Annotated in this window: 23 protein-coding genes and 1 pseudogene; 20 read left to right on the top strand and 4 right to left on the bottom strand. The window is 60.0% G+C overall.

Translation table 11 applies throughout. From position 1 onward, the window contains the following. Nucleotides 1-3: 3 nt before the first annotated feature. Nucleotides 4-999 carry a LacI family DNA-binding transcriptional regulator gene (locus G4C92_RS05835; RefSeq protein ID WP_274941642.1) on the top strand — a complete coding sequence of 332 codons (996 nt, stop codon included), beginning with the start codon at nucleotides 4-6 and terminating at the stop codon, nucleotides 997-999. Nucleotides 1,000-1,083: 84 nt separating this feature from the next. Here G4C92_RS05835 and G4C92_RS05830 read toward each other — a convergent pair whose 3' ends face one another. Both G4C92_RS05830 and bsh read right to left on the bottom strand, forming a co-directional pair. Beyond that, entirely contained in the window at nucleotides 1,084-1,662 is a 579-nt protein-coding gene (locus tag G4C92_RS05830) for a uracil-DNA glycosylase family protein (RefSeq protein WP_274941641.1), read from the bottom strand. Between the two features lie 106 nt (nucleotides 1,663-1,768). Then, a complete protein-coding gene (gene bsh, locus G4C92_RS05825) occupies nucleotides 1,769-2,767 on the bottom strand; it encodes a choloylglycine hydrolase (protein ID WP_274941640.1) in 999 nt (332 codons plus the stop codon). 172 nt (nucleotides 2,768-2,939) lie between these two features. Between bsh and G4C92_RS05820 the strand changes: the two genes are divergently transcribed. The 14 genes and pseudogenes from G4C92_RS05820 to G4C92_RS05755 all read left to right on the top strand — a co-directional run. Beyond that, the gene (locus tag G4C92_RS05820) at nucleotides 2,940-3,236 is read left to right on the top strand and encodes an antibiotic biosynthesis monooxygenase family protein (RefSeq protein ID WP_274941639.1); all 297 of its coding nucleotides are present in this window, start codon (nucleotides 2,940-2,942) and stop codon (nucleotides 3,234-3,236) included. A gap of 161 nt (nucleotides 3,237-3,397) precedes the next feature. Further along, a complete protein-coding gene (locus tag G4C92_RS05815; protein WP_274941638.1) occupies nucleotides 3,398-4,426 on the top strand; it encodes an ABC transporter substrate-binding protein in 1,029 nt (342 codons plus the stop codon). 192 nt (nucleotides 4,427-4,618) lie between these two features. After that, nucleotides 4,619-5,578 carry an ABC transporter permease gene (locus G4C92_RS05810; protein WP_330654816.1) on the top strand — a complete coding sequence of 320 codons (960 nt, stop codon included), beginning with the start codon at nucleotides 4,619-4,621 and terminating at the stop codon, nucleotides 5,576-5,578. Between the two features lie 2 nt (nucleotides 5,579-5,580). Further along, nucleotides 5,581-6,375, top strand: coding sequence for an ABC transporter ATP-binding protein (locus G4C92_RS05805; protein WP_274941637.1), 795 nt, complete (start codon nucleotides 5,581-5,583; stop codon nucleotides 6,373-6,375). A 137-nt stretch (nucleotides 6,376-6,512) separates the two neighbouring features. After that, nucleotides 6,513-8,177: a M3 family oligoendopeptidase gene (locus tag G4C92_RS05800; protein ID WP_274941636.1), complete on the top strand. Its 1,665-nt coding sequence runs from the start codon at nucleotides 6,513-6,515 to the stop codon at nucleotides 8,175-8,177. Nucleotides 8,178-8,190: 13 nt separating this feature from the next. After that, entirely contained in the window at nucleotides 8,191-9,369 is a 1,179-nt protein-coding gene (locus tag G4C92_RS05795; RefSeq protein ID WP_274941635.1) for an N-acetylmuramoyl-L-alanine amidase family protein, read from the top strand. 126 nt (nucleotides 9,370-9,495) lie between these two features. Beyond that, nucleotides 9,496-10,329 (top strand): peptidoglycan recognition protein family protein, encoded by an 834-nt coding sequence (locus G4C92_RS05790; protein ID WP_274941634.1) that lies wholly within the window; start codon nucleotides 9,496-9,498, stop codon nucleotides 10,327-10,329. A gap of 70 nt (nucleotides 10,330-10,399) precedes the next feature. Beyond that, nucleotides 10,400-11,764 (top strand): type 2 periplasmic-binding domain-containing protein, encoded by a 1,365-nt coding sequence (locus tag G4C92_RS05785; protein WP_274941633.1) that lies wholly within the window; start codon nucleotides 10,400-10,402, stop codon nucleotides 11,762-11,764. Nucleotides 11,765-11,818: 54 nt separating this feature from the next. Further along, nucleotides 11,819-13,114: an extracellular solute-binding protein gene (locus tag G4C92_RS05780; protein WP_274941632.1), complete on the top strand. Its 1,296-nt coding sequence runs from the start codon at nucleotides 11,819-11,821 to the stop codon at nucleotides 13,112-13,114. Nucleotides 13,115-13,241: 127 nt separating this feature from the next. Further along, complete coding sequence (gene galE / locus G4C92_RS05775) at nucleotides 13,242-14,258, top strand: UDP-glucose 4-epimerase GalE (RefSeq protein ID WP_274941631.1); 1,017 nt, start codon at nucleotides 13,242-13,244, stop codon at nucleotides 14,256-14,258. 3 nt (nucleotides 14,259-14,261) lie between these two features. Further along, nucleotides 14,262-14,390, top strand: coding sequence for a hypothetical protein (locus tag G4C92_RS05770; protein ID WP_274941630.1), 129 nt, complete (start codon nucleotides 14,262-14,264; stop codon nucleotides 14,388-14,390). After that, nucleotides 14,372-16,393: a BMP family ABC transporter substrate-binding protein gene (locus G4C92_RS05765; protein WP_274941629.1), complete on the top strand. Its 2,022-nt coding sequence runs from the start codon at nucleotides 14,372-14,374 to the stop codon at nucleotides 16,391-16,393. The genes G4C92_RS05770 and G4C92_RS05765 overlap by 19 nt, the downstream gene beginning before the upstream one ends. Then, nucleotides 16,390-17,070, top strand: a complete 681-nt coding sequence (locus G4C92_RS05760) for a metallophosphoesterase family protein (protein WP_274941628.1) — start codon at nucleotides 16,390-16,392, stop codon at nucleotides 17,068-17,070. The genes G4C92_RS05765 and G4C92_RS05760 overlap by 4 nt, the downstream gene beginning before the upstream one ends. Before the next feature lie 323 nt (nucleotides 17,071-17,393). Next, a pseudogene (locus G4C92_RS05755) lies at nucleotides 17,394-18,113 on the top strand (peptidylprolyl isomerase); the annotation flags it as partial. A 156-nt stretch (nucleotides 18,114-18,269) separates the two neighbouring features. Here G4C92_RS05755 and G4C92_RS05750 read toward each other — a convergent pair. Together G4C92_RS05750 and G4C92_RS05745 are read right to left on the bottom strand one after the other, a co-directional pair. After that, nucleotides 18,270-19,721: a YARHG domain-containing protein gene (locus G4C92_RS05750; RefSeq protein ID WP_274941627.1), complete on the bottom strand. Its 1,452-nt coding sequence runs from the start codon at nucleotides 19,719-19,721 to the stop codon at nucleotides 18,270-18,272. Between the two features lie 61 nt (nucleotides 19,722-19,782). Further along, nucleotides 19,783-19,953, bottom strand: coding sequence for a hypothetical protein (locus G4C92_RS05745; RefSeq protein WP_274941626.1), 171 nt, complete (start codon nucleotides 19,951-19,953; stop codon nucleotides 19,783-19,785). 52 nt (nucleotides 19,954-20,005) lie between these two features. On the opposite strand from G4C92_RS05745, the gene G4C92_RS05740 reads away from it, so the two are divergent. The 5 genes from G4C92_RS05740 (at nucleotide 20,006) to pstB (ending at nucleotide 25,203) form a co-directional block, all read left to right on the top strand. Beyond that, on the top strand, nucleotides 20,006-21,112 hold the full coding sequence (locus tag G4C92_RS05740) for a DnaJ C-terminal domain-containing protein (RefSeq protein WP_274941625.1): 1,107 nt from the start codon (nucleotides 20,006-20,008) through the stop codon (nucleotides 21,110-21,112). A gap of 316 nt (nucleotides 21,113-21,428) precedes the next feature. After that, nucleotides 21,429-22,337: a phosphate ABC transporter substrate-binding protein gene (locus G4C92_RS05735; RefSeq protein WP_408611769.1), complete on the top strand. Its 909-nt coding sequence runs from the start codon at nucleotides 21,429-21,431 to the stop codon at nucleotides 22,335-22,337. A 95-nt stretch (nucleotides 22,338-22,432) separates the two neighbouring features. Then, entirely contained in the window at nucleotides 22,433-23,443 is a 1,011-nt protein-coding gene (pstC, locus tag G4C92_RS05730; RefSeq protein ID WP_274941624.1) for a phosphate ABC transporter permease subunit PstC, read from the top strand. Between the two features lie 27 nt (nucleotides 23,444-23,470). Beyond that, nucleotides 23,471-24,379, top strand: coding sequence for a phosphate ABC transporter permease PstA (gene pstA, locus G4C92_RS05725; protein ID WP_408611768.1), 909 nt, complete (start codon nucleotides 23,471-23,473; stop codon nucleotides 24,377-24,379). 56 nt (nucleotides 24,380-24,435) lie between these two features. Next, a complete protein-coding gene (gene pstB, locus G4C92_RS05720) occupies nucleotides 24,436-25,203 on the top strand; it encodes a phosphate ABC transporter ATP-binding protein PstB (protein ID WP_274941623.1) in 768 nt (255 codons plus the stop codon).

Raw genomic sequence — 25,203 nt, 5'->3', positions numbered from 1 at the left:
GAGATGGCTGAAAATCTGACAATCGATGATATCGCGGAGGCCCTCGGTGTGTCGAAAACCACGGTTTCGAGGGCGATATCCGGGAAGGGACGCATCAGTGCGGCTACGACGGCGCGGGTGAAGGATTATATTTCCAGAATCCATTACAAGCCGAATGCCGTGGCGCGGGGGCTGGCACAGCAGAGAACGTTCAATATCGGAGTGGTCTGTCCGACCGATTACGATCTCTTTGACCTTCCGTATTTCCACAAATGTCTGCGGGGGATCGGGGAAGTCACGTCGGAGAAGGGATATGATATTCTGATGTCTCTGATCACCGGCAGTGAGATTTCCAATCTGAAGAGAATGGTGGAAGACCGCAAGGTGGACGGGGTGATCCTCACCAGGACAATGTTCGACGATCCGCCCGCGGAGTATCTGAAAGCGGCCGGGATTCCCTTCGTCGTGATCGGAAGCAGTCCGGACAAGGAGCTGGTGCAGGTGGACAATGACCATCTGGACGCCTGCTGCGAGCTGACGCAGATTCTGATCGGGAAAGGATTCCGGCGTCTCGTCCTTTTCGGGAAGGACGAAACGCAGGTGATTGCGGATACCCGGAAGAAGGGATTTACGGCCGCGTTTGAGTCAGCCGGACTGAAGGCGGACCCGTCGATGCTCTATATGGGCGTGAACTCGGAGCAGGCCGCGGAGCATGCTGTGGCGGACGCCATGAGGCGGGGGGCGCAGGGCATCGTCTGTATGGACGACATGATCGCGAGTCTTGTGATGGCAGCCTGCCGGAGAAAACGGATCCGCGTGCCGGGGGATATCCGGGTGGCCTCGTTCTACAACAGTGCGCTGCTGACCGGCTCGGATCCTGCGGTGACGGCGATCGACATCGACGACCGGAAGCTGGGCGGGACGGCGGCCGTCACGCTGCTTCAGATGATCGACGGAGAACAGCCGGGGAGTACGCTCCTTCGCGACTATCAGATCATTCTGAGAGAGAGTACAAAATAAATAAAAAAGTGAAGCAGGCATCAGAACGACGCGTATGACCGGCGGGACGCCGGTCATACGCGTCGTTCTGATGCTTCGATCAGGTCAGTCTGTGAGGCTTTCGGCGACTCTGCGGCGAAGCTCCGGGACGACCTCCGACACGAACCAGGGATTTCTGGCCTGCCAGCGAAAATTGAGCGGACTGGGGTGAACGATCGGGAAACGGGACGGAAGGAACGAATGGAAATTCCGGACCGTTTCGGTGAGCGTACGCTCTTCCCGTCCCTTCAGATAGAAGCCGATCGCGTAGCGTCCGACCAGAACGGTGAGTCTGACGTCCGGCATCTGCTGAAGGAGGGCGGCGTGATACTCGCGCGCGATGAACGGTCTCGGCGGCAGATCTCCGGTTTTTCCCTTTCCGGGATAGTAGAAATCCATTGGCAAAACCGCGATCCGCCCGGAATAGAACGTGTCCCGGTCAACGCCCATCCAGTCGCGGAGCGTTTCTCCGGATTTGTCGTCGAAGGGAACACCCGACTCTTCCACGCGCCGGCCGGGCGCCTGGCCGATGATCAGAACGCGTGCCTCCGGGCTGATCTGGAGAATGGGCGGGATGCCCCGCTTCGTGTAGTCCGCATTTCGCGGATCGTTTCGAATGGCTTCCGTAATTTCACTTAAATTCATATCATCCGGGCGGCTGCCGTGTGCCCTGTCACATCCTTTCGTCTCTGTCTGGCTAAAGCATAGCCGGACAGAGATGTTTTGTCTGTTGCCGGAGCAACGGCCGGATTCAGTCCTTCCGGTTCACCATATGGATCTGCTGGTCGGTTTCCAGCTCATAGACGGCCAGTTCGGAACCGTCAAGATTTTCCGCGTGCATGTCCACGCCCGTGATCCGGGAATTGCCGTAGGTCGTGTAGTAGTAGACGCCGGTATCCATGTTGCAGCAGGAACTGTAGATTGTATATTCGCAGATGTCGCGGCCGGCCTCATCTTTTCCGAGACGGCAGCAGCCTTTCTGCTGCTCCACCGAGCCGAGAATCTTGAAGAACTGCGTGATGCTCTCAGCTTCGCTGTCCCCGGACTCGGAGTTCATCTTCGTGAAGGCCACTTTGACGAAGCGGGAGGCGGAGGAGAGATCGCCGGGGATGCCGAATCCGCCCATGCCGCGGCTGTACTGTGAGAGGCTGACGGAGGGAGCGAAGCGGTTGGACGGCAGGCTGGCAGACGAACCCATGTAATCGGCGAGATGTGTCAGATGATAGTCAAAGGTGGGATTGTTGGTCATCACGCCCACCGGGTTGTCATAGACGGTGCCGCCCCGGGCGGTCTGCTCGAAAACGATGACTTCCTTCTGGTCCGCGATCATCCAGTGAAGAGGGGAAGGCGGGAGCTGAGGGCTGAAGGGCGTATCTGTGAGATTGATACGCGCCAGCAGCTGCCGGGCCTCGGCGACGGTGGCGCACTGCCCGAGAATCCACGGGATGAATTCGAAGGAGGCGATGTTATCTTTCCCGTCCGACGGCTGATTGTACTGCGCGTTTCCCGGGAAATTCAGACCGGCCATACTGAGTCCCCGTTCGTTGGTCGCGTCATAATAAAGAGGAAAGCCGTCCACTACGAAAGCCATGCCGATCATCGCCAGATGGGACGGCTGCGGCGCCATATGACGGAACGGAAGCGTCTTGTTCCGCGGCGTGACGCAGACGGTTTCGTGATAGGAATGCTCCAGATCCAGATTGCGTCCAAAATAGTGATCTCTGGTGGTATAGGTTGCTGCTGTGCACATATAAATGCCCTCCTTTGCCTGTGTTTTCGTGCAGGCTGCATGAAATGATTCCGGATTCTACTGTAGCACGATGCGTTTCGTGGAACAAGAGGAGCGCAGTTCGCGGATGACATTCCGCCGGCGGGGCGGTATGATTGACAAAGAGACAAACGGAATAAGGAGGACAGCATTCATGAAGCACTGCATTCTGATCAAGTATCTGCCGTCCGTCACCGGCAGGGAGGCGCTTGAACCCGCGATCCGGACGCTGTTCGAAGGACTCGTGAGGGGACCGGAGGCGGTGCGCGGCGTTCATGGCGTGGACGTGATCGCCAACACGGTCGACCGGGGGAACCGCTTTGACCTTCTGATCCGGATCGATATGGAGCGGGACGCGCTGTCCGCCTACGACGAAAGCCCGATTCACCGCCGCTGGAAGGTGGAGTACGGACCGCTGCTGGAGAAGAAGGCCATCTTCGATTACGAATAAGAACAGACTGCGCCGTGTTTTCCTCCGGTTGACATCCCATTGTCCGTGCGGTATGATCTGGATCAGATACTTTAACGGGTAAACGCGTTGATGCGTAAAAGCGATCCGCGGCACGCGGAAAGATGGCCGCCCGTCCATTGGGATGAAGGAGGAGACTCGATATGAACAGGAAAAAGATGATGGCAGTTGGCCTGACGGCAGCGATGACGGCGGGAATGCTTACGGGAGCCGCTTCGGTTTCCGCGGCGGACAAGACCTACACGGTCGGCATCTGCCAGCTGGTTCAGCATCCTGCGCTGGACGCGGCGACCAAGGGCTTTGAGGACGAGCTGAAGGCGGAGCTGGGCGACGCGGTCACCTTCGATGAGCAGAATGCGGCCGGCGATACGGCGACCGCGACGACGATCTGCCAGAACCTCGTCTCCGAGAACGTGGATCTGATCCTCGCGAACGCGACCGCTTCCCTTCAGAGCGCGGCGGCGGCGACGACGGATATCCCGATCCTCGGTACGTCGATCACGGATTATGCGACCGCGCTGGATCTGGATGATTTCAACGGTACGGTCGGCGGCAATATCTCCGGCACGTCCGACCTCGCGCCGCTTGACAAGCAGGCGGCGATGTTCGGCGAGCTGCTTCCGGACGCGAAGACAATCGGCATCCTGTACTGCTCCGCGGAGGCGAACTCCAAGTATCAGGCCGACCAGATCACCAGGGATCTGGAGGACGCGGGCCTTACGGTGAAGACCTATACGTTCTCCGACTCCAATGATGTCGCGTCCGTCACGGGCCAGGCCTGCAACGAGTGCGACGCCCTCTACATCCCGACGGACAACACGGCAGCCAGCTGCACGGAAGCGATCAACAATGTCGCGAAGCCGGCCGGCAAACCGATTATTGTCGGCGAGGAAGGGCTTATGAGCGGCTGCGGCATCGCGACGCTTTCGATCAACTACTACACGCTGGGACAGGCCACCGGCAAGATGGCGGCGAAGATCCTGAAGGGCGAAGCGAAGATTTCCGAGATGCCCATCGAGTATGACACGAATCCGGTGAAGGAATACAATCCGACGCTCTGCGAGGCGCTCGGCATCCAGGTTCCGGACGATTATGTCGCTTACAATCCGGACGCGGCGGAAAGCGGTGCGTCCAGCACGGCCGAGAGCGTGGCGGAGAGCGCGGCGGAATAACCGCAGACGGCATCCGGCCATCTGACGTCACCGGAGACGCCCGCAGAGGGCGGCTCCGGTGACGCTTTGCTGTGCATCGCCGGGAAACCGCATAACAAGCCGGCTGTCTTTCTGACACGAAGCGGCATTCCGGTAGTGAGATGCAGGAAAACGTGCTAAAATACCAGTACTGAAATGACAGGAGGGAACATCATGAACGGTATGGCAGCTTATTTTGCGTCGCTGGATCCGGCGGGGCTCCTCGGGCGGCTCCCGGCGGGCGTCGCGCAGGGTCTGATCTGGGGCGTGATGGCGCTGGGTGTCTACATCACGTTCCGCCTTCTTGACGTGGCGGATCTTTCGGTCGACGGTACCTTCGCGACCGGAGGCGCGGTGACGGTCATGCTGACGATCAGCGGCTGGAATCCCTGGGCGGCGATGCTGATGGCGGTCGTCGCGGGTCTTCTGGCGGGTACGGCGACCGGACTCCTGCACACGAAGCTGGGGATTCCCGCGATTCTCGCCGGGATCCTGACGCAGTACGCGCTGTACTCCATCAATCTGATGATCATGGGCTTTCAGGCGAACAAGGCGATCAGCGCGGACAAGTATGCGCTGGTCATCACCGGACGCAGCGTTCCCGGCGCCATCGCGGCAGGACTTGTGCTCACGGGCACGCTGATCGCCGTGCTTTACTGGTTCTTCGGAACCGAGATTGGTTCCGCGCTCCGCGCGACCGGCTGCAACCCGCAGATGAGCCGCGCGCAGGGCATCAACATCAACCGGATGAAGGTGCTCGGACTGGCGCTCTCCAACGGTCTGGTGGCGCTGGCCGGCGGTCTGGCGGCGCAGTACTCCGGCTTCGCGGATGTCAACAGCGGCCGCGGATCCATCGTCATCGGTCTGGCCGCGGTCATCATCGGAGAAGTTATCGGCGAGGCGATCCTCGGGCGTCGGCTGAACTTCGCGGGCCGACTGATTTTTGTCGTCATCGGCGGTATCATCTACTATCTGGTTTACACGCTGGTGCTCTGGCTGAAGCTTGACTCGAACATGATGAAGCTGTTCACCGCGATTATTGTCGCGGTCTTCCTCGCCGTCCCGTATCTCCGCGGCCAGGCGAAGAGCTCGTTCCGCAGGGCGGGCCGGCGGAACGGAAAGGGGGAGAACTGATCATGCTGGACGTGAAGAACATCTCGAAGACTTTCAATCCGGACACGGTCAACGAGAAACGTGCGCTCAAGGGTGTGAGCCTTCATCTTGACGAGGGCGATTTCGTGACGGTGATCGGCGGAAACGGGGCGGGCAAATCGACGCTTCTCAACGCGATCGCCGGCGTCTGGCCGGTGGACAGCGGCTCCATCACCATCGCCGGCCAGGATGTGACCGGACTGCCGGATTACCGGCGGGCTTTCCTGATCGGCCGGGTGTTCCAGGACCCGATGACCGGCACGGCCGCGACGATGCAGATTGACGAGAACCTGGCGCTGGCCGCCCGGAGAGGGCAGCGGCGCGGCCTCAGCTGGGGCATCACCGCGCAGGAGCGCGAGGATTACCGCGAGCGGCTGAAGCTGCTGGATCTGGGGCTTGACGAGCGGCTGACGCAGAAGGTCGGTCTGCTGTCCGGCGGACAGAGACAGGCACTGACCCTTCTGATGGCGACGCTTCAGCGACCGAAGCTCCTTCTGCTCGACGAGCACACGGCGGCGCTGGATCCCAAGACGGCCGAGAAGGTGCTGAACGCGACGGAGCGCGTCGTTACCTCGGGCCATCTGACGACGCTGATGATCACCCACAACATGAGGGACGCGATCCTTCACGGGAACCGTCTGATCATGATGAACGAGGGGGAGATCGTGCTCGATATCCGGGGTGATGAGAAGAAGAAGCTGACGGTGGAGAAGCTGCTCCATGAGTTTGAGGTGGCGGCCGGCGAGGAATTTTCCAGCGACAAGGCCATCCTGGGATAAGAAAAGCAGGCGGAGATCCTGTCTTATTCTTAATAAAGCTTAATATCTCTCTGCGCTGCCCTTATGCGGCAGCGCTTTTTTTGTGGTATACTTCTGCAAGACATACGCTCCGTTTCGGGGTGGAAAGGAAAAAGACGATGGTATTTCGGGAATTTTCATATACAAGAGTGGATGAAGCGGGCCTCCGGGCGGAGTTCGCCTCGCTTACCGCGGATCTGAAGGCGGCGCGTTCGGGCGGGGAAGCGTTCGGCGTGCATCAGCGCTATTACCGCGCGGTGGATCACGCGGTGACGCAGATGACGCTGGCTGAGATCCGGCACGACATCGATGTGACGGATGCATTTTACGCAAAGGAGCAGGATTACAACGATCAGCTCGGACCTGTCTTCGAGAACCTGATGACAGAGTACCAGAAGACACTGTACGAGTCACCGTACCGCGGAGACGTGGAGAAGCGGATCGGGCCGGTGGCGATCCGGAACATGGAGCTGGCGATGAAATCGGTGGATCCGAAAATCATTTCCTTCATGCAGGAGGAAAATGCTCTCGAGACCCGCTATAACAAGCTGCTCGCCTCCGCGAAGATCGAGTGGAACGGGGAGACACTGAATCTTTCGCTGATGACACCGTATCTGAGCAGTCCGGACCGGGCGGTCCGTCAGGCAGCGTGGGACCGTGTGACCGCCTTCTATGCCTCAAATGAGGAGGAGATCGAGGAGATCTACGACCGGCTGATCCGGTGCCGCACGAAGCAGGGCGAGGCGATGGGGTACGATACCTATCTGCCGCTGGGCGATGCGAGGATGCGGCGAAACTGCTACGGCCGTGACGAGATGGCCTCCTTCCGGAAGCAGGTGAAGGAGGATCTTGTGCCCTTCGCGGAGCGGATTCATGAGACTCGCAGAAGACGCCTCGGTCTGGACCGGCTGCGCTACATCGACGAAGGCGTCTATTTTACGGAAGGCAATCCGAGACCGGTCGGTACGCCGGAGGAGATTCTGGCTGCCGGACGGAAGATGTACGGCGAGCTCTCGCCGGAGACCGGAGCGTTCATGGACTTTATGTGCGAGCACGAGCTGTTCGATGTGCTCGGCCGGAAGACCAAGAAGACCGGCGGCTATATGACGTATCTGCCGGATTACAAGGCGCCGTTCATCTTCGCCAACTTCAACGGCACCCGCGGCGACGTGGATGTGATCACGCATGAGTGCGGGCATGCCTTCCAGGGCTATCTGGCCGCGGACGATCCGATCCGTGAGCACGCGGATATCACGATGGAGACAGCCGAGACACACTCGATGTCGATGGAATTTTTTACGGAGCCCTGGATGGAGCTGTTTTTCGGCCGCGGGGCCGACCGTTACAGACAGCTGCATCTCGAGGATTCGGTGATCTTCATCCCTTACGGCACGATGGTGGATGAGTTTCAGGAGATCATGTACCGGAATCCGGCGCTCTCCCCGAAGGACCGGAACGGAGTCTGGCTCGATCTCGAGCGGCAGTACCGGCCGCATATGGATTTTGAAGGCTGTGATCTCTATGAGCGCGGCGCTTTCTGGCAGAAGCAGCACCATATCTTTGACTGCCCGCTCTACTATATCGATTACTGCATCGCCGGCACGGACGCGCTGGAATACAAGGTCTGGATGGACCGGGACTACAAGGCGGCGTGGGCGAGCTACCTGAAACTCTGCAGGCTGTCCGCGTCCGGATTCTTCACGGATCTGATCCGGGAAGCGGGGCTGGTAAGTCCCTTTGAGGACGGCTGCCTGCGAAACGTGGTGAATCAGCTGGATCACTGACGGAGGAGTGCGCATGAAAAGAGGAAGGATGAGGACAGCCGCCGCGTTTGCGGCTTCCCTGACGCTGGCTCTGTCCGGATGCGGACAGTCCGCGGGGACGGTTTTCAGTCAGGAACATGCAGCCGCCGGCTCATCCGGACTGGCAGCGCCGCCGGCCGGTTCCGGGACGGGGTCGCGGACCGTGTCCGCCGCCTCCGTCAGCCGTGCGTCATCGGCTGAGGCGGAGTGCATAGGCGTGGCGCCCGGAAAAGGATCGGAAAGCGGGAACAGCAGGGAAACGGTGTCATCTGCCTCCGGCAGCACATCGGCCGGGGCGGAGAGCGGCGGCGCGGCGGGCAGCGGAACGGAGACAGTCAGCGGCGCGGAATCCGGACGTGCGGCCGGCACGGAGAGCGCCGGCCGGGCCGTGTCTTCCGCGCCGGACGTGATCACGTCCGAGACGGTGAGCTTTAATCCCGCGTGGCTGTACGCGGGCAATTCGAAGATTCACAGCGGAACGGCCACGCTCTACCACGCCCAGCCCAGTCTGGCCCGGCATAAGACCGTCTGCGTGAACGCGGGACACGGCACCGAGGGCGGCGAATCCGTGAAGACACTGTGCCACCCGGACGGCACGCCGAAGGTGACCGGCGGTTCCACGGGAGCGGGTGCGACGGAGGCAATGGCGGTGGCGGGCGGTATGGAGTTTGACGACGGCACGCCGGAACGGGACGTGACGCTGGCTCTGGCGATCGCCGTGCGCGATCAGCTGCTGCAGAGCGGCTACGATGTGCTGATGATCCGCGAGAGTCAGGACGTTCAGCTGGACAACATCGCGCGGACGCTGATGGCCAACAATCTGGCGGACTGCCACATCGCCCTTCACTATGACGGAACGGACAGTGACAAGGGCGTCTTCTTTATGAGCGTGCCTCAGGTTGATTCCTATCTTTCGATGGAGCCGGTGGCCTCTCACTGGCAGGACCACGACAGGCTGGGGCGGGCCGTGACAGCCGGTATCGCGGCGCAGGGCTTTTCCCTGTTCGACGGCGGTGAGATGCAGATGGATCTGACGCAGACATCCTACTCCACCGTCCCGTCCATCGATCTGGAGTGCGGCGACGCCGCGTCGGATCATTCCGGCGCTACCTTCCCGGGACTCGCCGCCGGCATCGTGTCGGGCGTCAGTTCCTTTTTCGGTTTCGCAGGATAGACAGAATAAGATAAGGGGAAGAAGCGGGGGAGCCGGACTGAGGCGGGACCTGCCTGAGGCAGATCGGCCTTCGGTTCGGGAAAGAGGCAGCAGACTGTTACGTAAGCATACATAAGGATTTGAATAATGAAAAAGCAGAATAAGCGGAAGAAGGGTTCGCTTGGACTGATCATCGCGCTGATTATGACATTTCTGATTCTGGCCGGAGTGGCCGGACTGGCCGTTTATACGCTGCTCTACGGAAACCGGGACGCCGGACAGGTGCGGACGGTTCCGGAGACGGTCAGTGTGAAACCGACAGTGGAGTCCGTCCGTTCAGAGCCGGAGCGTGCGGAGAGTATAGGCAGGCCGGATTCGGCGGACAGCCGTGAGAAAAGGCTGCTGGAGGCGAGTGTCCATGATCCGTCCTTCTGGAACGGCGCGCCGACGATCACAAAAGACTTTCTGACGGTGAATCCGTATTCCAGGCCGGGCACGAAGCTTGACGGAGTGGAGGACATCGTGATTCATTACGTCGGCAATGCCGGTTCGACGGCGAAGGAAAACAGAGATTACTTCGAGAGCCTTATGGACGGAAGCCGCTCGGCGAGCGCTCATTTCGTGGTCGGACTCAAGGGTGAGATCCTTCAGTGCATTCCGACGGATGAGTGGTCCTACGCGACGAAGTGGCGCAATCACGACACGATCTCCATCGAGGTCTGCCATCCGGGGGAGGACGGAAAGTTCAACGACGCTTCCTATGATTCAGCGGTCGACCTCACCGCCTTTCTCTGCAAGGCGTTCGAAATCGGGCCGGGCCATGTGATCCGTCACTATGACGTGACCGGAAAGCTCTGCCCGAAGTACTATGTGGAGCATGAGGACGCGTGGAAGTCGTTTCTTGCGGATGTAAGGACCCGGTACGATCTGATTGCTTCTCCGTCCGCGGAATCTGAGCAGGAAAACGGGGAGACAGGCTGAGAAGGAACATGAGGCGGGAGATGCCTTCTGAAATAGGAGACAGCGCATAAGGAACGAAAAGGAGACGGTCATGCGCGGAAAAGCAATCTGCAGTCTGATATGCGGCGCTGTTCTCGCCGCTTCGCCGTGCGCTGCGGCGGACAGCGGGGGAGTCTCAGCGGCGGAGAACACCGGGACGGAGGGCGGTACGCTGCAGATTCTCACTCCTGATACGACCGTGCGGGATCTGGTGGGCGCGTATCTTCCCGGCTATACAGCGACGGACGACACACACGGCACCGTGACGGACGCGGACGGACAGACGGTCACGGTCGTCTGGACGATTCTGGACGACGCGGACGGTTCCTATCAGAACCAGGTCGACGGCCAGCTGTTCAGCAACGAAGGGTATCTGCCCGATGACCGGATCGACCTCTTCACCGCGTCCACCGGTTATCTGAGAAAGTACACCGGAAGCGGGGCGGACGTGGCGGTTCCGCTGAAGGAACTCGGCTTTACGGACGATGAACTCGCGTTCCAGTACAATTACACGAAGAATGCGGCTTCGGATGAAGACGGTCAGATCCGGGGCGCGGCCGTCGAGGCGAACGTGGGCCTGATGCTCTACAACCGCGCCATCGCGAAATCGGTGCTCGGTACGGATGATCCGGATGCCGTCGCTTCGAAGGTGACGGATCTGGACACGCTGAAGCAGACAGCCGGAGCGCTCTCAAACGGAGGCAGCCGGCTGGTGCAGACCGCCGGCGAGCTTTATCCGCTTTACGCGGCGCGCCGCGGCGCGCCGTGGGTGACGGACGGAACCGTCCGTGTGGACGCGTCGCTGAAGCAGTGGGCCGACGACTGCAGGGCATATGCGGACGCAGGGCAGCTCACGACGGACGCGTACGGGTCGGACGAGTGGAAAAAGGGACTGCAGCCGGACAGCGGATGCTTTGCCTATTTTGAGCCGCTGCATGTCATTCAGAGCACCGTGGCAGACAGCGGGGATCAGAGCGTGGCTGCCGGGGGCGGATGGGCCGTCTGTGCGGGGCCGTCGGCGTTTACATCCGGGGATCTCTATCTTCTGGCGGCAAGGGGAACCGACAATCTGACGCTGGACGCACAGATCATCCGCCGGCTCACCGTGGATGAGGATTCGATGAGCGCGATGGAGGGAACGGCGCTTGATGTGAACAGCAAGCCCGTGATCCGCGCGCTGGCTGCGGACGGAAACGCCGGCCTGTCCGTCCTCGGCGGACAGAATCCGTACGGCGTTCTCGACGGGAACGGAAAGAAGATCGACGTCTCAAAGGGATCTTCCTATGACAGCGAGCTCGATGATCTTTTTCAGTCGGCGATGAAAGACTACATTGACGGAAGGATTACGTACGAGGAGGCGCTCAGAAATTTCCGGAAGAATGTCGGGAGCTGCTTCATGAATCTGGAGGCGAAGTGATACACGGCCCGGGGGATGCCGGATTCAGGGTGTCCGGGCCGGAGAGGAGACCGTATGAGATATGCAGTCAGACTGCTGGCAGGTGCGCTGGCTCTGATCGTGACGGCGGGGCCGGCGCGGGCGGCGGCTTCTCTTTCATCTGCCGAGGCGCCGTCCCCGGAGGAGGGCGGCGTGCTCAACATCGTGACATGGGACAGCGCGCTCGCGGAGACGATGAAGATCTGCGTCCCTTCGTACCGGGAAGACGAAGAAGGGAACGCCTCGATCGGCGGGCTTCCGATCCGATGGACGGTTATCTCCGACGAGGGAAGCGGATACGAGGACTGGCTGGACGCGACGCTTCCGCTGAACGGGACGCTGGCCGCGGACGACCGGGCGGATCTCGTTCTTCTGGACGCGGATTCGCTCCGGAAGTACTGCCGGTCGGATCTGACGGAGCCGCTGGACGGGGAAAGGGGAATTGTGCCGGATGCCTTTGAGGATTCGTACGCGTTCGCGGCAGAGGCAGCGGAGGATGAAACCGGCCGCCTTAAGGCCGCGGCGCTTGAGCTTGAGCCCGGCGCCCTGATCTACCGGAGAGATCTGGCGAAGCGGGTGCTGGGCAGCGGGGAACCGGAGACGGTTCAGGAGGCCGTGAAGGATTTCGCGGCGCTGAAAAAGACGGCGGAAAAGGCGGTCGCAGCCGGCGTGCCGCTCTTTCAGACGGCGGAACAGAGCTTCCCGGTTTTTTCCTCTGCGAGAGAGTCGGGATGGGTGAAGGATGAGACGGCGGAACGCCCGGCTCTCGAGATCCCGGATACACTGAAGGAATGGGCGGAGACGGCGGCGCTCTGGCGCAGGACGGGCGCGCTCGGAGAGAGCGCGCTTTTTCAGACGGAGGAGCCGGACGCGGCAGCCGGCGGACGCATGGACGGGAACGAAGCGGCCTTCGGAATGGTGAAGGGGCCGTCGGTCTGGCTGAAAGGCGGCGTCTGGATCGCCTGTGCGGCCGGAACGGATAATCCGGAGGCGGACGCGGAACTGATCCGGACGCTGACACTGGATCCGGATACGCTCATGGCGCGGGCCTCCGGGTCCGGTGATTTTGTCAACGCGCGCGGCGTCATGGAGACGATGGCGGAGGGATACCGCTCGACGCTCTGCGGAGGACAGAATACGCGGAAGCTGCTGACCGGGCAGGCGGATGCGCTGGGCAGCAGGAAGAGCGCGGCTGCCGTCTATGACGGAATGCTGGACGCGCTCTTTCAGGAAGAGATGGCGCCTTTCATCGGGGGGACGGCGGACTATGCCGCCTGCGAACGGTCATTCCGGAAGCGGGCCGGCGCCCGGTTTCCGGAGCTGCAGTCTTGAGTGAAACATTTTTACATATACTCTCATCAAATGCATATTGCTATCAGGCAGGTTTTCGGGCATGATGGTACCGAAAAGAGGGGTGCCGCCCATCCGGCACCATCAGCGGACAAGGAGGGATTGCAGTATGAAGATTCTGGTAACCGGCGGCACGGGATTCATCGGAAGCCATACCGTGGTGGAACTGCTGAATGCGGGCTATGATGTGGTGATCGCGGATAACCTTTACAATTCGAAAGCGCTGGTCGTCGACCGCATCGAGACGATTACAGGCCGGAGACCGGCTTTCTATCCGATCGATGTGCTGGACCGCGAAGCGCTGACGGACCTTTTTGACAGGGAGAAGATTGACGCGGTGATTCATTTCGCCGGATATAAGGCTGTGGGAGAATCGACCCGGAAGCCGATCGAGTACTACCATAACAATCTGGAATCGACGCTGACGCTCTGCGATGTCATGCGCCGGCATGGATGCAAATCCTTCGTGTTCTCCAGCTCGGCGACCGTCTACGGCGATCCCGCGTTTGTTCCGATCACGGAGGAGTGCCCTCTCGGCGAGACGACGAATCCGTACGGCGCGACGAAGTCGATGCAGGAGCGGATTCTGACGGATATCTGGAAGAGCGACCCGGAGTGGAAGGTGATGCTGCTCCGCTACTTCAACCCGATCGGCGCGCATGCGAGCGGACTTATCGGAGAGGATCCGAAGGGAATCCCGAACAACCTGCTTCCTTATGTGGCGCAGGTGGCCAGCGGCAAGCTTGAGAAGGTGCATGTATTCGGCGACGATTACGATACGCCGGACGGGACCGGCGTCCGGGACTACATCCACGTCGTAGATCTCGCGAAGGGTCATGTGAAGGCGATCGAGGGTATGGAAAAGATGGACGGCGTCAATGTCTTCAACCTCGGAACGGGCGTCGGCTACAGCGTGCTGGATATCATCCATGCGTTCGAGAAGGCCTGCGGAAAGAGGCTGCCCTACGTCATCGACCCGCGCCGGCCGGGCGACATCGCGACCTGCTACTCGGATCCGTCCAAGGCGGAGAAGATTCTGGGATGGAAGGCGGAGAAGAATATCGAGGATATGTGCCGCGACGCCTGGAACTGGCAGACGAAGAATCCGGACGGCTACGGGGACTGACGGTTGAAAGAAGAGGAAGAGGGAATCCGGACGGATGCCTTCTTCCTCTTTTTTGACGGAGATGATACACTGGCTGTGATGAAGACGCGGAGACAGCGGAAGGAGAGCGCGGCATGTTGGACGATTATCTGAAGGCGAAGCGGATCGGGGAAAGGCAGGTTCATCGCGCGGTGGCGCAGGGGCAGTACCCGTATCCGCCGGCGCTGGATGATCTGGTGGAGGCAGGACTGTCGGAATATCCGGTGGGACTCGCGGAGGTACCGCTGGAGATGGTGGCGGGAACCCGGACGGCGGGGCGGCAGAATGCTTTTTCAAACGGATTTATGCCGATTCTGTCAGCCAACTCGGAGTTTGCCGTCAAGTGGAGCAACCTGTACGACGCGCAGATGACAGAAGGGATCCGCGACCCGATCAAGGCCTATGAATACATGCGCCGGTTCTACGTTCAGGAAGGAAACAAGCGCGTCTCGGTGATGAAATATCTTCATATGCCGCTGATTATGGCGGATGTGACCCGCGTGCTTCCGAAACGGTCGGACGAGAAGGACGTGAAGATTTATTACGAGTTCCTCGACTTCTACAATGTCTGTCCTCTGTATGAGATCGGTTTCACGGAGGAGGGGAGCTACGCGAAGCTGGCGGAACTGCTGGGGCAGGACCTTGTTCATCAATGGCGGGAGGACGCGGTGCAGACGCTGCGCTCTGCCTATACGTACTTTGATCAGGTTTTCCAGAGCAAATCGGGCGGCAAGCTGAAGATCACGGCCGCCGACGCGTTTCTGGTCTATCTCACGATCTACCGGATCGATGACCTGCTGAACTCTTCCAGGAGCGAGATTGCCATCCAGATGGACCGGATCTGGAATGAGCTTCTCGTGGAGAATCAGCAGGATGACAAGAAGATCACGCTGGTGGACCGTCCTCAGGCGATCGCCGGGATTGAGCAGGCGGCGCCGGCCGCCGCTTCGCCGACCGGACTTCTCTCGATGCTGCGGGGGCAGACGGTGTACTCCGAACGCCATCCGCTGCGGATTGCCTTTATCTACGACAAGTCGCCGGAGAAATCTGCATGGATCTACGGGCATGAGCTGGGACGAAATCAGCTGGAGCAGACGTACCCGGGCGTCGTCGAGACAATCCGCTACGACGACGTGGTGACGGACGCGTCATTTGCGAGGGTGATTGACGCGGCCTGCGCGGACGAAAACGACCTGATCATCACGACCTCGCCCGCTCAGATGACCCAGACGCTGAAGGCGGCGATCGACCATCCTGACGTGAAATTCATGAACTGCTCGATCAATCTTTCGCATAACGCGGTGCGCACGTATTACGGGAGGATGTACGAGGCCAAGTTTCTGATGGGGTCGCTGGCGGCCTCACTGGCGGACAACCACCGGATCGGCTACCGGGCGGATTACCCGATCTACGGAACGATCGCGAACATCAACGCCTTCGCGATCGGCGCGGCGCTGGTGGATCCGCGCGCGAAACTCTATCTGTCCTGGGACTCGAAGAAGGATTCCAACTGGCGGGAGGCCTTTTACCGGAACGGCGTCAGCGTATTCTCGGGACCGGATCTGATCCGGCCGGAGGCGGCGTCGCGGGAGTACGGCATCTACAAATACGACGAAGGCGGCCGGATCCGCAACCTCGCCGTGCCGGTCTGGAACTGGGGCCGCTACTATGAGCTGATCATCCGCACGATTCTAAACGGCACATGGGAGGCGAAGAATCTCGCGAGAAAGGATCAGGCTCTCAACTACTGGTGGGGAATGGACGCCGGCGTGATCGACGTCATCTTCTCGGAGAAGTTGAGCTACTATTCCCGCAAGCTGATGCGGACGCTGAAGGGTGCGGTGATCGCGGGCACGCTCAATCCTTTCGACGGCGAGCTCCGGAGTCAGCAGGGCGTCATCAAGACGGCGGACGCGCCCCGGCTCACCAATGAGGAGATCATCACGATGGACTGGCTGAATGACAATGTGATCGGGGCGATTCCCACGATGGAAGAACTCCGGGACACGGCCCGTATCACAGTCTCCGTGAGCGGCGTGCAGGCGGTGGAAGCGGAGCAGAAGGAACAGACGGTGCCCGGCGGAGAACGGGCAGGGAGCGAATCGGAGACACGATGAAAATACTGGTGGTGGCGGATGAGCCGGAGAAGGCGCTCTGGGATTATTTTGACAGGGAGCGGGTGAACGGAGTGGAGCTGATCATCTCCTGCGGAGATCTCAGCGCGGCTTATCTGGAGTTTCTGGAGACCATGATCAACCGGCCGCTTCTCTACGTCCGGGGGAATCATGACACGCAGTATGATTACCGGGCGCCGCAGGGCTGCATCGATATCGACGACCGGGTGTATGATTACCGGGGCCTGCGGATCCTCGGACTTGGCGGAAGCATGTGCTACAACTTCAGCAAGGATCAGTACACCGAAGAAGAGATGGCAAAGCGGATCCGGAAGCTGCAGAAACGGATCACACTGATGAACGGTTTTGATGTGCTGGTGGCACATGCGCCGGCCGCGGGCTACGGCGATCTTCCGGACCGGCCGCATCAGGGGTTTGCGTGCTTCAATGACCTGATGAACCGGTGGCATCCGAAGTATATGCTGCATGGACATGTGCACAAGTGTTACGGAAGCGAGTTCCGGAGAGAGAGGGAGCATCCGTCCGGCACGAAGATCATCAACAGCTACGGATCCTATATGCTGGAGATCCGCGACGATGAGCATCCTGCGAAAGGGAGGACGGGCTCGGCGCTGTACGACCTCTACATCTCGCTGACTGCGGGAATCGGCTCGGCCTGATCCGGAATGAGCATGAAGCCGCCTTCTTTCAGCGGTGTCCGCAGTCTGTGACTTATCTGTGTCCCGCTCCGCGAGTCTCGACTTTCGGCTTCCCTGTGCTATAATGGGAGCACAGCCCTGGGCTGACGGCGCGGCCGCGGCGGTCTCCGGACCGCACCGGCCGGCGTGTCCGGGCGGATTAAAAAAATGAGGAGAGAGCGGATATGTCTTCATCACTGAAACGGAAACCACCAAAGAAAAAGACGAGCACCTACAAGGACAACAGCGCGAAGGTGCTGATCATCGTCGGCATCGCCGCGGCACTGGTCGGCGTGATCGCCATCATCGCTTCGGCGGTCGGCGAGGCAGCGTCATCGAAGACGGCGTCCGCCGCGTCGAGCACCGCGACATCCGGGAGCACGGCGGCGAGCGATGCGGCGTCTGCGGCGGAGGCGCTGTCCGGCGCTTCAGCGGTCTCGGGCGCGGAAAGCGTTCCGGATACGGAATCGGCCTCCGGAGCGGAAGCGACAGCTGCATCCGCGAAGCTGGCGACCAGCGCGGACGATATCGAGGCGACCGCTTACGCGGATATCAAAATCAAGGATTACGGAACCGTGACGGTGGCGCTGGCGGGCAATGACGCGCCGATCTCCGTCGCGAATTTCATCAAACTGGCCAACAAGGGATTCTACAACGGGCTGACCTTCCACCGGATCATCGACGGGTTCATGATCCAGGGCGGCGATCCGAACGGAGACGGGTCCGGAGGATCCGACAAGACGATCAAGGGCGAGTTCAGCGAAAACGGAGTGGAAAACCGTCTGTCCCATGTGCGCGGCGCGATCTCGATGGCGCGTTCGGGCGACAAGGACAGCGCCAGCTCCCAGTTCTTCATTGTCCAGAGCGACAGCACCTATCTCAACGGTCAGTACGCGGCCTTCGGCTTTGTCACGAAGGGGATGGATATCGTGGACAGGATCTGCAGGGACGCGAAGCCCACGGACAGTAATGGAACGATCCCGGCGGATCAGCAGCCGGTGATCAGCAGCATCACGATTCGGGAGGCGGATGCGGCCTCCGGCGCGGAGTCCGCTGTCACGTCGGCTGAAGCGCCTGCCGTCTCATCAGCGGCTTCTGCCTCATCGGCCGGATGACGCGGTTTCAGAACAGAACAGAGACAAAAAAACGGAACGGCAGCCGCCGTTCCGTTTTTTGCCGATTTATCCGACTACGTCCGCCTCGCTGATGTCGTCATCATAATCCTCCGGAAGATCCGCGCTGCTCCCGGAATTCCGGGCCTTCACATACTGATTGAGGAAATCGACGTTGCGCTGCTCCGTTTCGGTCATATTGTCGTAGACCTCGTTCTGATCGCTGAAGAGCGCCTCATACCAGCCGAACTGTTCGAAGAAGGAACGGATCTCCGGCGTATGGAAACTGTAGCCGTCCCGTGCGTAGATCTCATTGATGCCGCGGCGCAGCTCGTCCCATGACTTGCCGGCGATGTCGTCCTTTGTCAGACGCCGGTCCGCGCTGTCCGGGAAGATGAAATCACGGTCGGACATCGTGCGGTCCGCTGCGCTGTCGGGCGTCGCCTCCGGCACCGCGCCGTTCAGATACTGATTCACGTCGATGCCGCGTTTCGCGATATGACCGGCAAGAGCGGTGGAGTCGTTCAACTGAATGACCATGTCCCGTGCCGTGCTGTCACCGGCTCCGCTGGCGTCATAGAGAAACACCGATTTCACGTCTTCTGTTTCGTAATAAGTGAGGAACGCGTCGGCCTCGTCTCCGAAGAGCGTCCAGTCGGCGTTTTCGTATTCCACCCGGGCTGCCGGATCCAGATCCAGCATCGCGAAGCCAGATTCGATGGCGCCGCCGATATCCTCGTCATTGACCGGCCGGCCGCCGTTTTCGCCGAGGTAGTCGGGATCCGCCCAGAGCAGCGTGCGGTCCGAAGAGCCGTCACGGTTCCATGTGACGAGCTTGTAGGCGATGCCGCTGCTTCCGCCGTCTGTCTTTCCGACGGTGAAATACTTCCGGAGCTTCGAGCCGTCATAGCTGTAGAAGTCATAGACCGCCGAGGCGTTATCGCCGAAGTAGGAGTTGCGGATCTGCTCCACGACCAGATACTCGCGCCCGTTCAGCGTGAGAACGGATCCGGTCGCGTGGGTGAAGGACGCGTTGTTGTCGGTGAAAAGTTCCCGGGTGTCTTTTTCGATGACCTTTGACCAGCTGTCATCCACGGTGTAGACCGTCGCGTACATCGCATTCGGGGCGGGATCTTCGGCTTCCGAGGAATCCTTCGCCATCCGTGTGACCAGCATCTCCGGGATGCCGTCCTGATTCATGTCGAGGCAGAGCGCGCTGACAAGCCCCGTCCGTGTGTCCCAGCAGCGGGTCGGATTGTCCGTTCGCCAGGCTTCTGCGCCGGTGATGGTCCGGCTGCTGTTCTCGTGAGATGCATACCCGTATGTCGGAAGCAGCGTATAGGCGGCGTAGTCATAGAACAGAACCCGTTGTTCATAGGCAACGTCTTCATCGGCCCGCGCGGTCAGCGGGCAGGCTGTCATCAGGAGGACTGAGCTCAGTCCCAGCGCCGCGGCACGTCCCGCCGCATGCAGCGAATGAGACGCAAATATAGTCTTGTTTTTTTGTCTTTCAGTTATCATCTGACCCTCCTTCCTTGCCGGAATCCAATACCAGCCTACCATATTTCAAAATGCGTCTCAATCATTTTTCACCGCCGCCGTCCTGCGCACCGAAGCACTCCGGGATGATTTTTCCCCGAAAAACAGTGGAAAAGCACGGAATGGCGCTGAATGACGGATGAAATTTCGTCAGTTTTGCATATTCTGCGGCTTGACTTGTATACAACCCGGTGTTATATTTCGAGTAGAACATAGTGAACGAAACGAGTGAGTCTCTGTGTTTACAAATGCCTGATGGAGGTGGAATGAAGATGAAACAGGATTATTATGAAGTGCTTGGCGTGGACAGGAATGCCGACGCGAAAAAATTGAAATCCGCCTACCGGAAGCTTGCGAAGAAATACCATCCGGATACGAACCCGGGCGACAAGGCCGCCGAGCGGAAATTCAAGGAGGTAGGCGAGGCGTACGCCGTGCTTTCGGATCCGAAGAAGAGAAAGATATATGATCAGTTCGGCATGGCGGCCTTCGAGAGCGGAAATCCGGAGGCGTACGCGAACGCCGCGGGCCAGAGCGGCTTCAGCGGGTTTGGTCAGGGAGGCCGTGCGTCGGGCTTCGGAGGGAACGGCGGCCAGTACCAGTCCTTCCATTTCGACGGTCAGGACGCGGAGGACCTCTTCAACAGCATTTTCGGAAATGCATTCGGAGGCAGGCGGTCCTCGTCGGGCGGCTTTGGCGGGTTCCGCGGATTCGGCAGCTCTTCCGCGGGCGGCAATATGTACGGAGAGTATGCGGACGGCGGTTTCGGCGGCAATGGCTTCGGCGGCTTCAGCAATGCGGGCAGCGGCGCGCGGCGGCCGGAGGATCTGACGATGCGGGCGTCGCTCTCCGTCAGCTTCCGGGACGCGGCGCTGGGCGCCGAGAAAGTGATCCAGCTTGACCGCGGCGACGGGAGCAGACAGTCGCTGAAGGTGAAAATTCCGGCTGGCATCGACAACGGCAAGAGTATCCGGCTGAAAGGGAAAGGACGTGTCGGCTCCGACGGATCGAAGGGCGACCTTCTGATTGAAATTCATATCGAGCCGGACGCGGCCTTCACGCGCAAGGGAAGAGATGTCTATTCGACGGCGGAGATTCCGTTCACGACCGCGGCGCTGGGCGGTCAGGCCACCGTGCATACGCTGTACGGCGACGTCGTCTGCCGGGTGCCGGCCGGCGTCCAGTCGGGCAGCAAGATCCGTCTGCACGGCCGCGGAATCCAGAGAGTCAACCGGCCGTCGGAGAGAGGCGATCAGTATGTGACGGTCCGGATCGGAGTGCCGAAAAATCTGACGGAGAGAGAGAAGAGTATTCTGCGGGAGTTCGAGCGGGTGCATGCCGGCGGCGCGGAGACGAACCGGTACGCGTCGTAAGACGCGGAGCGCCGTATGCCGTCGTAAGAAGGCGGAACGCCGAGTGAGGACGACAGGGGGCGGATCTCATCCGGCGATATGCCGCTGCACATCATACAGTCAACGGGATCTGATCCCGCCGTGAAGCAGCAGGAGGCTGTTTTGCGGCGGGATTTTTTACGCCGATTTTACAGTCCGCTGGTATTGAATTTTACACGCCTCCCCTATGATGATTTCTGTAATCGGGAGGAAACGAAAAGGAGCCGCAGGACGAGCCTGACGGCGGATGAACACAGACGATTACAGAAAGAGGAAGAATATGACAATGTGGAAAACGATGACAGGCATCACCCTTGCAGTTGCGATGACGGCCACGATGGGCTGCACGGCCTTTGCGGCGGATTCGGCGGCGGAGAGCTTCGATGAGAATATGAGCGGCAAGGTCGCCATGGCGGGCAGCACCTCGATGGAGAAGCTGGCCAGCGCGCTGCAGGAAGCGTTCATGGAGAAGTATCCGAATGTCACTGTCACGGCGGAATTCACGGGTTCTTCCGCGGGCATCGAGTCGCTGGAGGCCGGTTCCGTCGATATCGGAAATGCATCCCGCGCGCTGAGCGATGATGAGAAGAAGGCCGGCATCGTGGAGAACGTCGTCGCCATCGACGGCATCGGCGTGATCACGGACAAGGACAACAAGGTGAAGAACGTCTCCGCGGACGATCTGAAGAAGATCTATTCCGGCGAGATCACCAACTGGAAGGATCTGGGCGGCGACGACGAAGCGATCGTCGTGATCGGCAGAGAGGCCGGATCCGGCACGAGATCCGCGTTCGAGGAGCTGCTTGAGCTTCAGGACAAGTGCAAGTACGCCAGCGAGCTGGACTCCACCGGCGCTGTGATGGCGAAGGTGGTCGCGACGCCGGGCGCGATCGGCTATGTCTCTCTGGATGTCATCGACGATACGGTGACCGCGCTGACCATCGACGATGTCGCGGCGAACGAGGAGAACATTCTGGCCGGCAAGTACCTTCTTCAGAGACCGTTCGTCATGGGCACGATGGGCGAGATCAGCAAGCAGAGTAAGCCGGTGCAGGCATTCTTTGCCTACCTCAAGTCGGATGAAGGCCAGAAGGTCATCAAGTCAGTCGGCCTGATCATACCGAAGGACGGCGCGGAGACCGCTTCCGGCGCGGAGACGGCAGAGGCTTCCTCTGACGCCGCTTCTTCCGCGGCATCTGCGCAGTAACAGGATATCGAAAGCGAAGGGTACGGAGGCCGGATCCCCGGTTTCCGTACCTTTCTTCATTCCGACGGGAATGAGATCGGAGAGCAGGGATAAGCATGAAGAATGAACAGACAGCAGTACGCGCTGAAGCGGGCGGAACGAACGGACAGGCGTCCGCAGCTGCGGCGGGGTGCGCAGCGGACGGCGGCATCACGATCGTAGCCGCCCATCGCGCCGGAAGCGCGAAGGAGACCGTTTGGAAGACGGTCTTCACGGCCTGTGCGGCCGCGGCGATCCTCGCCGTGCTCTGCATCACAATGTACATGATTCTGAAGGGGCTCCCGGGCGCGATCAAGGTTGGTATTCCGAACCTCCTGTTCGGAACCGAATGGCAGCCGACGGCGGCGAACCCGAAATTCGGGATTCTGAATATCATCCTGACGTCCATCGTCGGCACCGGTCTTTCGGTTCTGATCGGCGTTCCGATCGGGATTCTGACCGCGGTGTTCATTGTCGAGGTGGCGCCGAAGCGGCTGGCGAACGTCGTGCAGCCGGCCGTCGAGCTGCTCGCGGCGATTCCGTCGGTGATCTACGGACTGATCGGCCTGATGGTTCTCAACCCGTGGATGTACGGAATTGAGAAGAAGGTGTATGCCGGTTCCACAACACATCAGTTTACCGGAGGGGCAAATCTTCTTTCAGCCGTGATCGTGCTGGCCATTATGATTTTGCCCACCGTGATCAACATCAGCACCTCGTCTCTCAGGGCGGTTCCGTCCTACCTGAAGTCTTCCTCCCTCGCGCTGGGCGCGACGAAGATGCAGACGATCTTCAAGGTGCTGATCCCGGCGGCGAAGTCCGGCATCCTGAGCGGCGTCGTTCTCGGCATCGGCCGCGCGCTGGGCGAGGCGATGGCGATCTGTCTTGTATCCGGCAACTCGGTGAACATTCCGCTCCCGTTCAATTCCGTCCGCTTCCTGACCACTGCGATCGTCAGCGAGATGGGCTATGCGGAGGGGCTTCACAGAGAAGTGCTGTTTTCCATCGGACTCGTCCTGTTCGTCTTCATCATGATCATCAATATGGTGCTGACGAAGCTGGTAAAGAAAGAAACCGCGGAGGCGTGAGGAGATAAGATGAAAAACGGAGACATGATGACGGACGGCGCCGCACTGGCGGTCGATCTTCCGGTCGAACGGAAAATCACACACAGGAAAATTCATCCGAAGGACAATGCGCTCATGGCGGCGATCTACGCGTCAGCCGGCCTGGCCGTCGCGATCCTCGTCGGCATCATCGGCTATGTGCTGGTGAAGGGCGTGAGCGTGGTGAACTGGTCCTTCCTGACATCAGTGACTTCGCAACTGAAGGGCACCGTGGGGATCGCGGGCAACATCGTCAACACGCTCTACATCATCGTGATGACGATGATGATCGCGACGCCGATCGGACTTGGTGCGGCGGTTTATCTGAACGAGTATGCGAAGCCCGGAAAGCTGGTGACGGCGATTGAATTTGCGACAGAGACACTGGCAGGCATCCCCTCGATCATCTTCGGCCTTTTCGGAATGGTCTTTTTCGGTCAGACGCTGAAGCTGGGCTACAGCCTCTGGACCGGCGCGCTGACGCTGGTGCTGATGGTGCTGCCGCTGATCACGAGAAATACGCAGGAAGCGCTCCGCACTGTTCCGGATTCGTACCGCCAGGGTGCGATCGGGCTGGGCGCGGGCAAATGGCATCTGATTCATACGATTCTGATTCCGTCCGCGATGCCCGGTATTCTGACCGGTGTGATCCTCGCGATCGGGCGGATCGTCGGTGAGTCTGCGGCCCTGCTGTTCACGGCGGGCAGTGCGAAGCTGCTGCCCCACGGCATCACGAATCTCTTCACGAAGACGATGGAATCCGGCGGGACACTGACGATCGAGCTGTATCTGAGCATGTCGAAGGGCCAGTATAATATCGCCTTCGGCAGTGCGGTGGTGCTGCTCGTGATCGTGCTGGCGATCAATCTGCTGGCCCGGTATCTGACGAAGAAGTTTGATCTGTCACGGATGGCCTGAGCGCGAAGAACCGGCGGAGACGCACGGCCCGGGATAACCGGGAGGAATAGGATAAAATGGAAAACGAGAGCAATACCAAGATCAGCGTCACGAATCTGAACCTGTACTACGGCGAAAATCATGCGCTGAAGAACGTCAGCATGAAGATCCGGAATCGCGCGGTCACGGCCTTCATCGGCCCGTCCGGCTGCGGGAAGTCTACCTTCCTGCGCACACTCAACCGGATGAACGATCTGGTGGACGGCGTGAAGATCACCGGCAGGGTGGATCTCGACGGGGAGGATATCTACGGCAGCAATGTGGACACGACACTTCTCCGCAAGAAGGTCGGCATGGTCTTCCAGCAGCCGAATCCGTTCCCGATGAGCATCTATGACAACATTGCCTACGGCCCGAGAGTGCACGGCATCAAAGACCGGGCGCGGCTCGATGAGATCGTCGAGCGGAGCTTAAAAGGCGCGGCGATTTTCGATGAGGTGAAGGACCGTCTGAAGAAATCAGCGCTGGGGCTCTCCGGCGGTCAGCAGCAGCGTCTCTGCATCGCCCGCGCGCTGGCCGTGGAGCCGGAGGTGCTGCTGATGGACGAGCCGACCTCGGCGCTGGACCCGATCTCCACTCTCAAGGTGGAGGAGCTGATGGAGGATCTTAAAAAGAAGTATACTGTTGCCGTCGTCACGCACAACATGCAGCAGGCAGCCCGGGTGGCCGACGACACCGCGTTTTTCCTGGTGGGCGAGGTGATCGAGAAGGGGCCGACAAAAGAGCTTTTCTCCTATCCGAAGGATAAGAGAACCGAGGACTATATCACAGGGAGGTTTGGCTGA

The sequence above is a fragment of the Chordicoccus furentiruminis genome, from assembly GCF_019355395.1.
Lineage (GTDB): Bacteria > Bacillota > Clostridia > Lachnospirales > Lachnospiraceae > Chordicoccus > Chordicoccus furentiruminis.
The sequence above is the reverse complement of the archived record's forward strand: the minus strand, read 5'-3'. Positions and strand labels throughout refer to the sequence as shown.